Origin of the sequence: Psychrobacter sp. AOP5-GZ1-6, assembly GCF_052376345.1 — a bacterium.
Classification (GTDB): Bacteria; Pseudomonadota; Gammaproteobacteria; order Pseudomonadales; family Moraxellaceae; genus Psychrobacter.
Genome location: NZ_JBQSVP010000081.1, coordinates 1 through 13,703, shown reverse-complemented (window position 1 = coordinate 13,703; position 13,703 = coordinate 1). Strand labels below are relative to the sequence as shown.

The 13,703-nt window shown below is 39.3% G+C and carries 9 protein-coding genes; 8 read left to right on the top strand and 1 reads right to left on the bottom strand.

All coding sequences use genetic code 11. The features are described 5' to 3' along the window. The 7 genes from ACT3RN_RS10605 to ACT3RN_RS10575 all read left to right on the top strand — a co-directional run. Window positions 1-409: hypothetical protein (locus ACT3RN_RS10605; RefSeq protein WP_444518621.1), on the top strand; the 409-nt coding region annotated here is incomplete at its 5' end. A gap of 14 nt (window positions 410-423) precedes the next feature. Next, on the top strand, window positions 424-1,266 hold the full coding sequence (locus ACT3RN_RS10600) for a hypothetical protein (protein ID WP_444518620.1): 843 nt from the start codon (window positions 424-426) through the stop codon (window positions 1,264-1,266). 299 nt (window positions 1,267-1,565) lie between these two features. Continuing rightward, the gene (locus tag ACT3RN_RS10595) at window positions 1,566-2,693 is read left to right on the top strand and encodes a replication initiation protein (RefSeq protein ID WP_444518619.1); all 1,128 of its coding nucleotides are present in this window, start codon (window positions 1,566-1,568) and stop codon (window positions 2,691-2,693) included. Between the two features lie 577 nt (window positions 2,694-3,270). Next, window positions 3,271-4,218: a DNA-binding protein gene (locus ACT3RN_RS10590; protein WP_444518618.1), complete on the top strand. Its 948-nt coding sequence runs from the start codon at window positions 3,271-3,273 to the stop codon at window positions 4,216-4,218. Between the two features lie 406 nt (window positions 4,219-4,624). Next, a complete protein-coding gene (locus ACT3RN_RS10585; RefSeq protein WP_444518617.1) occupies window positions 4,625-6,166 on the top strand; it encodes a type I restriction-modification system subunit M in 1,542 nt (513 codons plus the stop codon). Beyond that, window positions 6,163-7,365: a restriction endonuclease subunit S gene (locus ACT3RN_RS10580; RefSeq protein WP_444518616.1), complete on the top strand. Its 1,203-nt coding sequence runs from the start codon at window positions 6,163-6,165 to the stop codon at window positions 7,363-7,365. Before ACT3RN_RS10585 ends, ACT3RN_RS10580 begins: the two co-directional genes overlap by 4 nt. Further along, on the top strand, window positions 7,358-10,459 hold the full coding sequence (locus ACT3RN_RS10575) for a type I restriction endonuclease subunit R (protein ID WP_444518615.1): 3,102 nt from the start codon (window positions 7,358-7,360) through the stop codon (window positions 10,457-10,459). The genes ACT3RN_RS10580 and ACT3RN_RS10575 overlap by 8 nt, the downstream gene beginning before the upstream one ends. A 439-nt stretch (window positions 10,460-10,898) precedes the next feature. Here ACT3RN_RS10575 and ACT3RN_RS10570 read toward each other — a convergent pair whose 3' ends face one another. After that, window positions 10,899-11,225, bottom strand: a complete 327-nt coding sequence (locus tag ACT3RN_RS10570) for a hypothetical protein (RefSeq protein ID WP_444518614.1) — start codon at window positions 11,223-11,225, stop codon at window positions 10,899-10,901. A gap of 247 nt (window positions 11,226-11,472) precedes the next feature. Between ACT3RN_RS10570 and ACT3RN_RS10565 the strand changes: the two genes are divergently transcribed. Continuing rightward, the coding region (locus ACT3RN_RS10565) for a MobA/MobL family protein (RefSeq protein WP_444518613.1) at window positions 11,473-13,703 on the top strand (2,231 nt) is incomplete at its 3' end.

Below are 13,703 nucleotides of genomic sequence, written 5' to 3'. Positions count from 1 at the left end.
TCGTGTTGTAAATGACATAAAAGATATTGATTTTAAAGCGATTGATGCGCCCAACGCGCTTATAGAAAGTGCTGAAAAATTGGCAATAACGGCAATGATGCTAGACGGTTTTAATCATGTTGATAGTCTAACAAATATACAGCAGAACATGAGCGACACACTAACTAAGAGGTTTGAAGTAACGGCTAAAAATGATACTGAAAGCTTCATTAATCAGCTAGATAAACTGCCTGATAACAAGCAAAAAATCGAGGTCATTGAGCAGCTAAACGCTAAGTTTAACGAAGTGCTTGAGCATCAATCGGGTAATGAGACGATCACGGCGCTACAGCCGCAGATGAAGCAGCTAAAAAAGACCACACAACAAAGCCTTGATAGAGACAGCTATTCATCACCGCGACCATTTTAATTAAGGACAACAACATGAGCGATCAGCAACTACACGACGATATTGAAAAGATCGTCACAGCACTAAAAGCCGTCATTCCAGTGCTGCAAAATTTAGGCGATACGGCAAGCGAGACGATAGATAAAAGACTTGATAACAGTCTTTATAATATTGACGATAAAATCAGTGATTTAAGCAACGTTATCACTAAGCTAAATGAGGGCGCAGAGTCTAACCAGCGCTTTATAATAAGCGCGGAGCGTCAGGCTTTAATTCATTTAAAGCAAGGCGTTGAGCTACTTATTAAGACAGACGTAAAGAATGAGTATAGCGATCAGATAGCGCGTGTTATTGCTAATATCGAGCCGTTCATTCAAAGCAAAATCAATGATGAAATTGAGCGATTGGTTGAGCATAAAAAGCTATCTATTAGCGATCATAACAATCAAGTTACTGCTATCAATGACAAGCTTGAAAGCAACATGACGAAAATACATAAGACATTGCTTGAGAGCATCGAGAAACTGAATACCGCAAGCGCAGACGCTAACACTAGATATAACGATGATTTAGAGAAACTAAAGCAAGTCGCAGAAGCGCATACAACTGCCCTAAAGGGCGTTAAAAATTCAACTGATGTAACAGCTCGTGACATGAGAACAACGCTAACTAGCATCAAAAGAAGTGCTGTCTTTATGTCACAATCACCGGCGACTATGACCACTATGACAGCAGGTTTTATTGCTTTATGTTTGATGCTTTCGATTGTTTATGTGTACGACTTATGGTTTCAGATGTTTATATCAGCAGTCGCTTTGTGTGTGCTTTTCGGGCTAGTTTGGGGTTTTATAGCGTGGCTCGATAGTAAAGAAAACTAAGCGCAATATAGCTTTGTGATTTTTAAAATCAATTAGATGTGGTGTAGGTATGATATTAAAAATAACATTGAAAGCCTGAGTTTATAAGGCATTGAACGAAACAGAATAAAAGTGTACACTAATTAAATGCAAAAAACCCACGCTCGAAACGTGGGCTTTGCATACAAATTTCATGGTTAAGAAATGTTGGGGAACATGACTTAACTTTGCTTTAAATCAGCTACAGACTGACTATGATAAAGCGACTAACCAAGCTATATTGTAATTGGTGTTAGCTCAAAATACAAGTTTTACAACCAATGAGCACACAATATGCGACCGTCCAAAATCCGTCATTATCTAGTAATGACGTTCTCAAAATTCCAACTCTCAATCGTTTCTATAACAATATGCCCGCATGGCTTCGTGTAAGCCTCGAAAAAGGCAAAGGCTTAACTGACCCAATCGAAAAGCAACACGCGCTTAAATGCGGCAAATTAATACAATTCAATTCTGCTAAATTAGTGCGCTATATCGTTTTTGACGTTGATGAAATGCACCCGAACTCACCAAAAGAATACGGACATAATTGCTTCTTAAACTGGTATGAAGCGGGTTTGCCGCCGCCCCAAATCATCATAAAAAATGATCTAAACGGTCATTGTCAGTATTTCTTTGAACTCGAAACACCAGTTAGTGTCAGCGATAAATGCAATCAAAAAATTGTATTTTGGCTGCACTCAATACGCAGAGCAATGACGATAGAGCTTAATGCAGATAGCGCATACACTCATCACATATCACGCAACCCTTTTAATCCCATAAATCAAACGATTTTCTATAATTCAGTTGCGCCTTACAGCCTCGATCAGCTATCAAAAAACTTCGACCTATCAACAAACTACAGCAATCAAAAGCCTGACGACTACTTAGGGCTTGGTCGTAATAACGACACGTTTCATACAGTGCGATTTGACGCGTACTCATACAAACAGAAGTGCAAAAACTGCGACCAGTTATACAGCTTCGTATTATCGCGCTGCCACGCTGTAAACGCAGAGCTATTTTCTAATGATTTGTTGCCACACAACGAAGTCCAAAATATCGCTAGAAGCATTGCTGACTGGGTTTGGGAGAAATACACCGGCAAATCAAAACATATCAGCAAAAAATTAAGTAAAGAGAAAGCGAAAATAGGGAAAAAAGGCGGTAAGGTGACAGGCGCAAAGCAGAAAAAAAATAACACACGGAACAGAAAAAAGGCACTGGCTCTAGTTGCCGATGGTATATCAAAAGCAGAAGCTGCGCGACAAGTCAAAGTCGATCGAACAACAGTAAATCGATGGTGCAAAAAAGCAAAAGAAGCAGAAGAAAAGCGGATTTTGGCACGCTCTCAAAACAGCACCTTTTTTGACACACTTTTTGACCAAGAAACGTTACAACCATGAGGGTTACAGAGCGAAAAAGTGATGCACAAGCTATCAGATAAAGACCGTAGGTCTCCCGCAGGGGTTTTGAGCGTAGCGAGAAGCGCCCAGGGTTTCTTAAAGTATGCTTATGCTTGTCGCGATGTTTAACTCGCCGTGTTGTGCTTGCAAAAATTATATATCGTCTCATAAATCAGCTTCACTGAGTCGCAATCCCTCATCTTGCTTACCGCATTAGCTTGTTTGTCTGCTTAGGCTATTTTATAGAGAGCCTAATGTTGCTATAGCTCTTTCGATGCTTACTCATTTTCTATAGTTGCCACGCTTATATAAAGTATCGCTATATGCCCTAAATCTGCCCGTCAGCGCCTTTCTGAGCTGCTCTGCTATGTTCCCTTACTTTGGATACTTCAACGCCGTACACGCCTATTTAAGAGCGTGTTTTTTTTGGTCGATAATAATAATGATATAATAGTAATATGATAGGATATTATGATAATATAATACTATTATATTATTTCTTGCTATCCTATCCTATCATGTTATACTTAATATCAATAAAGTATTTAAACATCAAATAAATCAAGGCTTACAGACAATGACAATATCTAAAGAGTTAGAAAAAAATATTCATGACACTATCAACGCGCTTGTTGAGCAGAACATTAAACCTACGTATGAAGCGATAAGGGGCGCTGGCGGTTACTCGTACAATTCGATCAAACCTGCATTGAAGTCTTGGCAAGTCAACAAAGCCGCGATTGGAGAGCCAAGCGAGAAAAAAGCAGCTGAGTTTACCGTTGATGAGGAGCTAAAAAAATCGGTTTTAGGTGAGCTTGAAACTATGGTCATTGATCTACTTGTTAATGTCACAGGTCAAGCGCAAGAAAAAGCGAACGAGACGCTAAATTTAGAGCGTCACGCACATGACGAAACAGTCAAAGGTCTAAATTTAGAAGTGATAGAGCTAGAGAGCTATATTCAGACGACAGACGCAGAGAATGAACAGCTCAAAACTGACAAGCTTGAACTTGAAAAAGCTAATGCTGATTTATTGGTAAAAATTGAGTCAACGACTAACGAAAATAAGTCTCTAAAACGTGATGTTGAGAGCTTAGATAGTGATAACGCTACACTCAAAGCTAGCAATCAACAGCTAACGACTGACTTGACGAAAGCCAACGCTGAAAAATCGACATTAACAGAACAAGTCGATAAGCAAAAAGCAGAGCTTGAAAAGTCATCGACGCAGTTTGATGATCTACAAGTTAAAAGTAACGAGCAGCTGACACAGATCGCGACCTTGAGCGGTGAGATCAAGGGCTATGAAAAGAGCGATAAGCAGCTACGTGCAGAGCTTGAGAGTATTAAATCTAAGCATGATAATTTTGTAAGCGAGATTGCAACACTAAAAGAGCAAAACAAGCAGCTATCTAGTGACGTTAATGTCTTTGAATTAGCACAGCAAACCGAAGCAGAATTGGCAGACAGTATTAGCCAAGAGCAAAAGACATCAACTGCTAGAAAAACAACTACTCAAAAATAAGTGTGCAAAATGAGCATAGCAATACAAAGACAAGGCGATCAAGAGCGCCCCCAAAAGCCTAAAATTAAGCTTAATAAAAGCCTGTTATTAGCTTGAGCGTATCGCTAACAGTTTAGAGAATGACAAGCGCATCAAGACAACCGTAAAGGGTGTTGATGCTATCAATCGAGATCTTAAAATATAAGAGCTTAGTTCTGTCAGATATGGCTCCCTCCAATAAATTTGCTTCTAATATAGTCAGGGCGGTTAAAAAATCGATGTGCAGTTAAACACCGTATAATGCACCTAAAAACAGACAGTGATGGTAAGTATATCAATATTAGTCTTAGATAATTGATTACAAATCGAAATTATACAAAATGTGAGGCACTTCTAGGCCTCACTATTATTTTATAGGATTTTTATCATGACAAGTACCCAACAACGCGCCGAACTCCATCGCCAAATATGGCAAATTGCAAATGAGGTTCGTGGTTCAGTCGATGGCTGGGACTTTAAGCAGTATGTACTCGGTACGCTGTTTTATCGCTTTATCAGTGAGAATTTTGCCAGTTATATTGAAGCAGGTGATGAGAGCGTCAATTACGCTGCACTTCCTGATAGTGTGATTACTGATGATATTAAAGACGATGCGATTAAAACTAAGGGCTATTTTATTTACCCAAGCCAACTGTTTGCCACGATCGCTAAAAGCGCTCACAGAAACGAAAACCTTAATACAGACTTAGCAGCCATATTCAAGGCGATTGAAGGCTCAGCCAATGGCTACCCATCCGAGCCTGACATCAAAGGCTTGTTTGCTGATTTTGACACCACTAGTAACCGCTTAGGTAATACGGTTGCCGATAAGAATACGCGTTTATCAGCAGTGCTTAAAGGCGTAGCAGGTCTCAAGTTAGACCAATTCTCTGACAATCAAATTGATTTATTTGGTGATGCCTATGAGTATCTGATCTCGAACTATGCCGCCAACGCTGGGAAATCAGGGGGCGAGTTCTTTACCCCGCAAAGCGTTTCTAAGCTGATTGCGCAAATTGCCATGCACAAGCAGGAAACGGTTAATAAGATTTATGACCCAGCCGCAGGGTCAGGCTCGCTATTATTACAAGCAAAAAAGCATTTTGATAACCACATCATCGAAGACGGCTTTTTTGGTCAGGAAATCAATCACACCACGTATAACCTTGCCCGTATGAATATGTTTTTGCACAACATCAATTACGACAAGTTCAATATCGTGCTGGGCAATACGTTGTTAAATCCGCATTTTGGTGATGACAAACCCTTTGATGCCATCGTTTCTAATCCACCATATTCGGTGAAATGGATTGGTAGCGACGATCCCACTCTGATTAACGATGAGCGTTTTGCGCCAGCTGGGGTACTCGCGCCCAAATCTAAAGCCGACTTTGCTTTTGTGCTCCATGCTTTGAATTACTTATCTAGTAAGGGACGAGCAGCGATTGTTTGCTTCCCTGGTATCTTTTATCGTGGCGGTGCTGAAAAGAAAATTCGTGAATATTTAATTGACAATAATTATGTAGAAACTGTTATTTCACTTGCGCCCAATTTATTCTTTGGTACAACCATATCCGTTACTATCCTAGTGCTGTCCAAGCATAAAACGGATAGCAAGACTCAGTTTATTGATGCAAGTAAATTATTTAAGGCGGAAACCAATACTAACGTCCTTACCGATGACCATATTGCTCAACTGATGGCGCTGTTTGATAGTAAAACAGATGCGGAATATTTAGCCGTGAGCGTCGATAACAGCACGATTGCCACCAATGACTACAATCTGTCAGTTAGCGCCTACGTGGAAGCGGAAGACACGCGTGAGGTAATTGATATTACGACTCTGAATGTTGAGCTAAAAACTACCGTTGCTAAGATTAATCAGCTGCGCACTGATATCGATAAAATCGTTGCGGAGATTGAGGCATGAATGATTTAAGTTATATAAATAAGCTGCTTGACGGTGTTGAAATTAAATGGAGAACATTAGATGAAGTAGCTAATTTTAACAATGGAAAAGGACATGAAAAGCATATAGTAGAAGATGGTGAGTATATTGTTGTCAATTCTAAATTTATATCTACAGATGGCGAGGTTGTAAAGTACTCAGATGAACAAATTTGTCCGCTTTTTGCTGATGATATTTTGATTGTGATGAGCGACTTACCAAATGGTAAAGCACTTGCAAAAACATTTTTTGTTGAAGATAGTGATAAGTACACATTAAATCAGCGTATTGGCAGAATTAGTGTGAAAAATAATGAGTTGTTGTTGCCTATATTCTTATATTCTTATTTAAATCGTACACCGCAATTAATAAAGCATGACAATGGAGTTACCCAAACAAACCTACGTAAAAATCAAATATTAGACGTTAAAATACCTATTGTTCCTTTGAACGTCCAAGTTGAAATTGTACGCATTCTAAACACGTTTACAAAGCTTACTTTAGAGCTTACCTCAGAACTTACCTCAGAACTTACCGCACGTAAGCAGCAATATACCTATTATCGTGAGCAATTATTAACTTTCGCGGAAAGCAAAGTCGAATGGAAATTATTGGGAGAAGTAGCAGAGTATTCAAAAACACGTATTAGCTATGAACTTCTGAACGAAGAAAACTATGTAGGTGTGAATAATCTTTTACAGGATAAAGCAGGTAAAGAGGAATCAAGTCATGTTCCAACTCAAGGTAACTCAACTAAATATCAAGATAACGATATTTTGATTGGTAATATTCGCCCTTATTTAAAGAAGATATGGCAGGCTGATTGTATTGGTGGCACAAATGGGGATGTATTGGTTGTTCATCGAACTGATGAAGCAGTACACCCTCGATATTTATACCAAATTTTAGCTGATGATAATTTCTTTAATTACAATATGCAGCACGCGAAAGGTGCAAAAATGCCACGAGGGGATAAAGCTAGAATAATGGAATATAAAATTCCTATTCCATCCCTACCTGAACAAAAACGTATCGTTGCTATCCTCGATAAATTCGACGCTTTAACCACCTCCCTCATCGAAGGCTTGCCGCGTGAGATTGAACTGCGTCAACAGCAATATGAGTATTATCGTGAGCTGTTATTGAGCTTTCCTAAGGCTGAGGTAGCAGACCATGACTGAACATACCAAAACCATTACTGAATCGAACAATTTTATCGTCCTCAATAAATATACCAAATGTGATCAGCCTGATGGAGGCTATCAAACCGAAGACGATTTAGAGCGTGAGTTGCTCAAAGACCTACAAAACCAAGGCTATGAGTTTGTCGCTGGTTTAAACTCTCCTAAAACCATGTTAGCTAACGTCCGTGTGCAGCTGCAAGCCTTAAATGACGTGCAATTCACCGACGATGAGTGGCAACGTTTTGTGATGGAATATCTCGATAATCCGAGCGATAACAGCACCGATAAAGCGCGTAAAATTCATGATGATCATATTCATGACTTTACGTTTGACGATGGACGGCTGCAAAACATCGCGCTACTCGATAAGAAAAATATCCCACGCAATAAAGTACAGGTGATCAAACAGTTTGCCCAAACAGGCACACAGGCGAACCGTTATGATGTCACGGTGTTGGTCAATGGGCTGCCACTGGTGCAAATTGAGCTGAAAAAGCGTGGTATTGCCATTCGTGAAGCCTTTAACCAAGTGCATCGTTATAGCAAAGAGAGCTTTAACTCTGATAACTCCCTATATAAATACATACAGCTGTTTGTGATCTCAAACGGTACAGACACCCGCTACTTTGCCAACACCACTAAGCGCAATAGAAACAGCTTTGATTTCACCATGAACTGGGCGAGATCAGATAACACCTTAATCAAAGATCTAAAAGACTTTACCGCCACCTTCTTTCAAAAAAACACACTACTCAATGTACTGATGCATTACACCGTCTTTGATGTGAGTGACACCTCATTGGTTATGCGCCCCTACCAGATAGCGGCTACTGAGCGCATTTTGTGGAAGATAAACAGTGCCTACCAAGGCAAGAACTGGAGCAGCCTTGAGAGTGGTGGCTTTATTTGGCATACCACAGGCTCAGGGAAGACCTTAACTAGCTTTAAAGCGGCACGTTTGGCCACTGAGCTACCTTTCATTGATAAAGTATTTTTTGTGGTAGACCGTAAGGATCTTGATTACCAAACCATGAAAGAGTATCAACGCTTCTCCCCTGATAGCGTCAACGGCTCAGACAGTACCGCAGGACTTAAACGAAACCTTGAAAAAGACGATAATAAAATCGTTGTTACCACCATTCAAAAACTGAATAACCTAATCAAAGGTGACAGCGATTTGCCCATCTACGGTAAACAGGTTGTGTTTATCTTTGATGAAGCACATCGTAGCCAGTTTGGTGAAGCGCAGAAGAACCTGAAGAAGAAGTTTAAAAAGTTCTACCAGTTTGGCTTTACCGGAACACCCATCTTTGTAGAGAATGCATTAGGTGCTGAGACTACTGCCGGAGTGTTCGGTCATGAGCTGCATTCCTACGTCATCACTGATGCCATTCGTGATGAAAAGGTATTGAAGTTTAAAGTCGATTACAACGATGTACGACCCCAGTTTAGCGGTATTGAAAGCGAGCAGGATGAGACGAAGCTTACCGCAGCAGAGAACAAACAGCTGTTATTGCACCCTGATCGTATCAATGAGATCTCACAGTATGTGTTAACGCACTATCGGCAAAAAACCCATCGTCTAAAGTCTGGTGGTAAAGGCTTTAACGCGATGTTTGCTGTCAGTAGTGTAGACGCTGCTAAGGCTTACTATGAAACTTTGAACCACTTGCAAAAGGACAGCGACAAACCGTTAAAGATCGCCACCATCTTCTCTTTTGCTGCTAATGAAGAACAAGATGCCTTGGGAGACATCCCTGATGAAGGCTTTGAACCTACTGCCATGAACAGCAGTGCCAAAGAGTTTTTAAGCAGTGCTATTGGCGACTATAACGCGATGTTTAAAACCAATTATGGCGTAGACAGCAAATCCTTCCAGAACTACTACCGCGACCTTGCTGAGCGTGTCATCAAGCAGGAAGTGGACTTACTGGTTGTCGTTGGTATGTTCTTAACAGGTTTTGATGCCCCTACCTTGAACACCTTATTCGTGGATAAGAACCTACGCTATCACGGCTTAATGCAAGCGTTCTCACGTACCAACCGTATCTATGATGCCACCAAGACCTTTGGCAACATCGTGACCTTTCGAGACCTAGAGAAAGCGACTATTGATGCCATCACTTTGTTCGGTGATAGAAACACCAAAAACGTAGTGCTAGAGAAGAGCTATAAAGAATATTTAGAAGGCTTTACCGATATCGCCACAGGTAAAGCGCGCCGTGGTTATTTGGAAGTGGTCAAAGAGCTGCAACAACGCTTCCCTAATCCTGATGAGATTGTGAAAGAGTCTGACAAGAAAGACTTTGCCAAGTTATTCGGGGAGTATTTGCGTGTCGAGAACATCTTACAAAACTATGATGAGTTTGCAAGCCTAAAAGCACTGCAAAACTTGGATGTGACCGATGCTGACGCTGTTGAGACGTTTAAGGATGAGCATTACCTAAACGACGATGAGCTAGTTGCTATGAAAGCCATTAAAGTGCCTGCTGAACGGGAAGTACAAGATTATCGCTCAACCTATAACGACATACGCGATTGGCTTCGTCGTGAAAACGCAGCTGACCAGCAGGGAGAGTCTTCCATTGATTGGGATGATGTGGTGTTTGAGATAGATTTGCTTAAATCACAAGAGATCAATCTTGATTATATCCTTGAGTTAATTTTTGAGCATAATAAAAATACCAAGGACAAGTCTGCCTTGGTTGAAGAAGTGCGTCGTTTGATTCGGGCAAGTCTTGGTAACCGTGCCAAAGAGAGCCTAGTGGTTGATTTTATCAATCAAACCAACTTGGATACCATCCCTGATAAATCTAGCATCATTGACGCATTCTTTAGCTATGCTCAAGTGGAGCAGCAACGTGAAGTCAAAGAAATGATTGCCGCTGAAAACCTTAACGAAGATGCCGCTAAGCGTTATATCACCGCTTCTCTAAAGCGTGAGTACGCCAGTGAGAACGGTACGGAGCTGAATGCTATCTTACCTAAACTGAGTCCACTCAATCCGCAATACTTAACCAAGAAGCAAAGTGTTTTGCAGAAAATTGCGGCATTCGTTGAGAAGTTTAAAGGCGTGGGTGGGAAGGTGTAATTACGAGAAAACCGATAAGATATGCTTATCGGTTTTCTTGTCGTCTTTTTAAAATATAGATAATTATAAATAACCTAAGTAATGGTGCGTATAAAGTTAATAATATACGTCATTTTGAGCTTGATGATATGCCAAAAGTTTCAGAAATAGAGAGTCAGATAAATAAATTTATTAAAGATTGTGATCTATATATTTAATGCTGGTTTCGATATTGAGAAAATTAATAGTTCATCGAGTAAAGACTTTAAGTTACAAGCTAAATCTACTAATTTTTTAATGAGTTTAGCAATGGATAAGCTTAATAGACGGTACTATATAAGACTATCTGATACTTGCGAGAGTGTAGGTGTGGATTGTGGCGATCATAGGGCTAAATCTGATACCATAGCATCAATAAGAATTCATGAAGCACTGACCGCCATATAAGAGGTTTTTTTGTTTAATTTAGATCGAGATCAGCATTGTGTTGACCGTCATTTTTTATAATAGTTTGTACGTGATTACTACTCTGTGATTTGTTCATAGCAGATAGTTTATCAGCAATTTTCTTAGCGATAGAGCGATCATTTTTACGCTTTAAGTATTTAGTATTTTCTGACTCATTTATAAAATAATCTTTAAGCTGTTGATTGTCACCTTGCAAGGCGTTTTCAAGCCATTCTCCAAGCACAACATAATAATTGCTCTTTTCTTCATTCAAAGCATTTTGAGCCTGTTTGACTGCTTCTAGTTTCTCAATCAGTAAACTATCTTCAATTAGTGACATTTTTTATTCCTTTTTTCGATGTTATAATAATAAAAATAATATATCATAATAATCATTAACTTAGCAATTTTTAAATGCACAAGACCACATCTTTTTGTGGGCGTAGTTGCATTTCCCCCTCTGGTAAGAGCGAACTTAGGAGTTTCTGATAAAAAGACCCGCAAGGGGTACTATTTTTTATCAGAAACGCCTAAAGCTCGCCCTACGGGGTAACAGCCAAAAGCCAAAAACAGCGGAGCATAAATAAATGAATAAGCAAGGTTTCCACGTTAGCGTAAAACCAGTTACTAAAGGTAATGGAGGTAGCGTAATTGCTAAATCTGCTTATAATTCTGGATCTAAATTAGAGGATAAAAAGACTAATAAGATACATGATTATACCGCAAAAACAATAGCTAAAAGTATTGATTTGATAGATGAGTATGGTGTTAAAACAACTAAAGATATTGAGAAAAATGTTGCTTATTCCGCCCTTATTGTACCGAAAGTAGCCAATAAAATAGAGGTAGAAAGAGAGCAGTTTTGGAATGAAATTGAGCTAATAGAAAAATCAGCAAAGGCACAATTAGGTGTTGAAATTGATGTTATGTTTCCGAGAGGATTAAGCGCAGATCAGCGAATAGAATTAGTTGAGGAATACAGCCAAGAGTTAGCGGATCGTTACAATATTTTAGTCGATGTTAATATTCATAGACCGCATACCCATATACAAAAAAAAGATGGTCAGATTTTAGAAATAACTAAAGACAATCACCATGCCCATATTCTTTTATCTAGTCGTGAGATTATACAAAACCCTGATGATAGTTATTCATTATCTAAGCGAAAAAATTGGGGTTTATGGTCAACTGGAGAACGACTAAGAAAAGGGTTAAATGGGCGAGGCGATGAGCTTAAATATCAGCGCAGCTTGTGGGCGGAAATGGCTAATAAAAGACTACCTGATGATCTTAAAATTACTGAAAAATCATACCGTGAGCAAGGTATAAATCAGTTGCCAAAAATGAAGCTGGGTAAGTCACTTTATAGAGATTTACTAAAGGGTGAAAAGTCGGTTATCAATGAGTACAACGAGACTATAAACGACCTTAATAAGTACATTAAGCAGAACGATATTGAGATTGATTATAACGATCATGGGCGCATTGATTTAGAAATAAATACTCAAGTTATTACGAGCGATAAGAAAGACTACACCGTAGGATATAAGAAGCGTAAACCATACGCCAGTATTGATTTAAATAAGATCGGTTTTAAGTCGCCAAATAAAGAGCTTGATAATGCTAGTGTATTAGATAGCTTTATGAGTTTAGCTACCAGTATAGAGGACAAAAAAAAGGCGCAGCGTAGCGGCTTGTTATCAACAATAAAAAGCATTGAGCAGATACTGTCTAAGCAAGCAGAGCAAACAATAATTCTAAAGAATACTTATGAAAAGTCACCTGACAGATTTAAGCATTTGGGTCAGGAATGGGGCGCAGATATTAAGCTTGTCACTAGCCGTATTTCCTCTATCAAAACGATAGATGAGATAGAAGCAATTAAGCAAGCGGTTAAGCTACTAGATCAGTTTAGAAAAGATGAAACGAAGCAGACAACGCAAAGCATTGACGAGCTGAAAAAACACTTAGATCATATAGATAAACAAACACAAAAAAACTTAAAGATTATTAAAGAAATAGCACCTGTTCATAATAATCTTTTAAAAGTCGATAAAGAGCTTAGAGAAATACAGAAACCGTTTGACGCAATGCTAAATAAAGCTGAAAAGGTGCTTGAGAAAATCAATCATTCAGTCATTGAAAAAGAGATACATGAGGATATATGGGAGAGTGTTTTTGACAAGTTAGTTGATATTAGTGTCACAAACAATATAGATACATTCAACAAATACAAACAGCTTGCAGATTATGACGTTGACGCACTCAAAAAACTAGAGCATGAGCATGAACAGCTAAAGCTTGTCAAAGCTCATGAAATCAACGACAAGACGCAGCAGAAGCTTGATGATCTAGTGCTGTCAATCACGAGCTATAAAGACCAAACCGACCAGGATTTAAAGACACTCAAGCAGCAAATAACGACTTCTAATAAGAGCTATCAACGCTTAGAACCTCTGTACTCACAGCGTCAAAAGTTACTTGATAAACAAGAAGCAGTTATTGAGCAAGACGATGATCTACACAACGAGATCACGACCACAAAAACAACACAGCTAAACGCTGATAAGCTCAACGACTGGCAACAGAGAACTAATCTATTACATGCTCGATTAATCAAAGAGCATGAGCAATCAGAGCTTAAAAAACAGGCTGAACAGCAGCACCAAGCGGAGCTTAAAAGGAAAGCGGATCAGCAGCGCCAAGCTGAACAGCAGCACCAAGCGGAGCTTAAAAGGGAAGCGGATCAGCAAAAGATGGAACAAGAAAAAGCGCGGCAGATCACAGCTTTTAACGAGCGTGTAAAATCCTTTAATGA

Excerpts from the sequence above, each read along its gene's own strand:
- ACT3RN_RS10570 (WP_444518614.1), bottom strand. The coding sequence starts at position 11,225 with ATGTCACTAATTGAAGATAGTTTACTGATTGAGAAACTAGAAGCAGTC.
- ACT3RN_RS10580 (WP_444518616.1), top strand. The coding sequence starts at position 6,163 with ATGAATGATTTAAGTTATATAAATAAGCTGCTTGACGGTGTTGAAATT.
- ACT3RN_RS10595 (WP_444518619.1), top strand. The coding sequence starts at position 1,566 with ATGAGCACACAATATGCGACCGTCCAAAATCCGTCATTATCTAGTAAT.
- ACT3RN_RS10575 (WP_444518615.1), top strand. The coding sequence starts at position 7,358 with ATGACTGAACATACCAAAACCATTACTGAATCGAACAATTTTATCGTC.
- ACT3RN_RS10585 (WP_444518617.1), top strand. The coding sequence starts at position 4,625 with ATGACAAGTACCCAACAACGCGCCGAACTCCATCGCCAAATATGGCAA.
- ACT3RN_RS10600 (WP_444518620.1), top strand. The coding sequence starts at position 424 with ATGAGCGATCAGCAACTACACGACGATATTGAAAAGATCGTCACAGCA.
- ACT3RN_RS10590 (WP_444518618.1), top strand. The coding sequence starts at position 3,271 with ATGACAATATCTAAAGAGTTAGAAAAAAATATTCATGACACTATCAAC.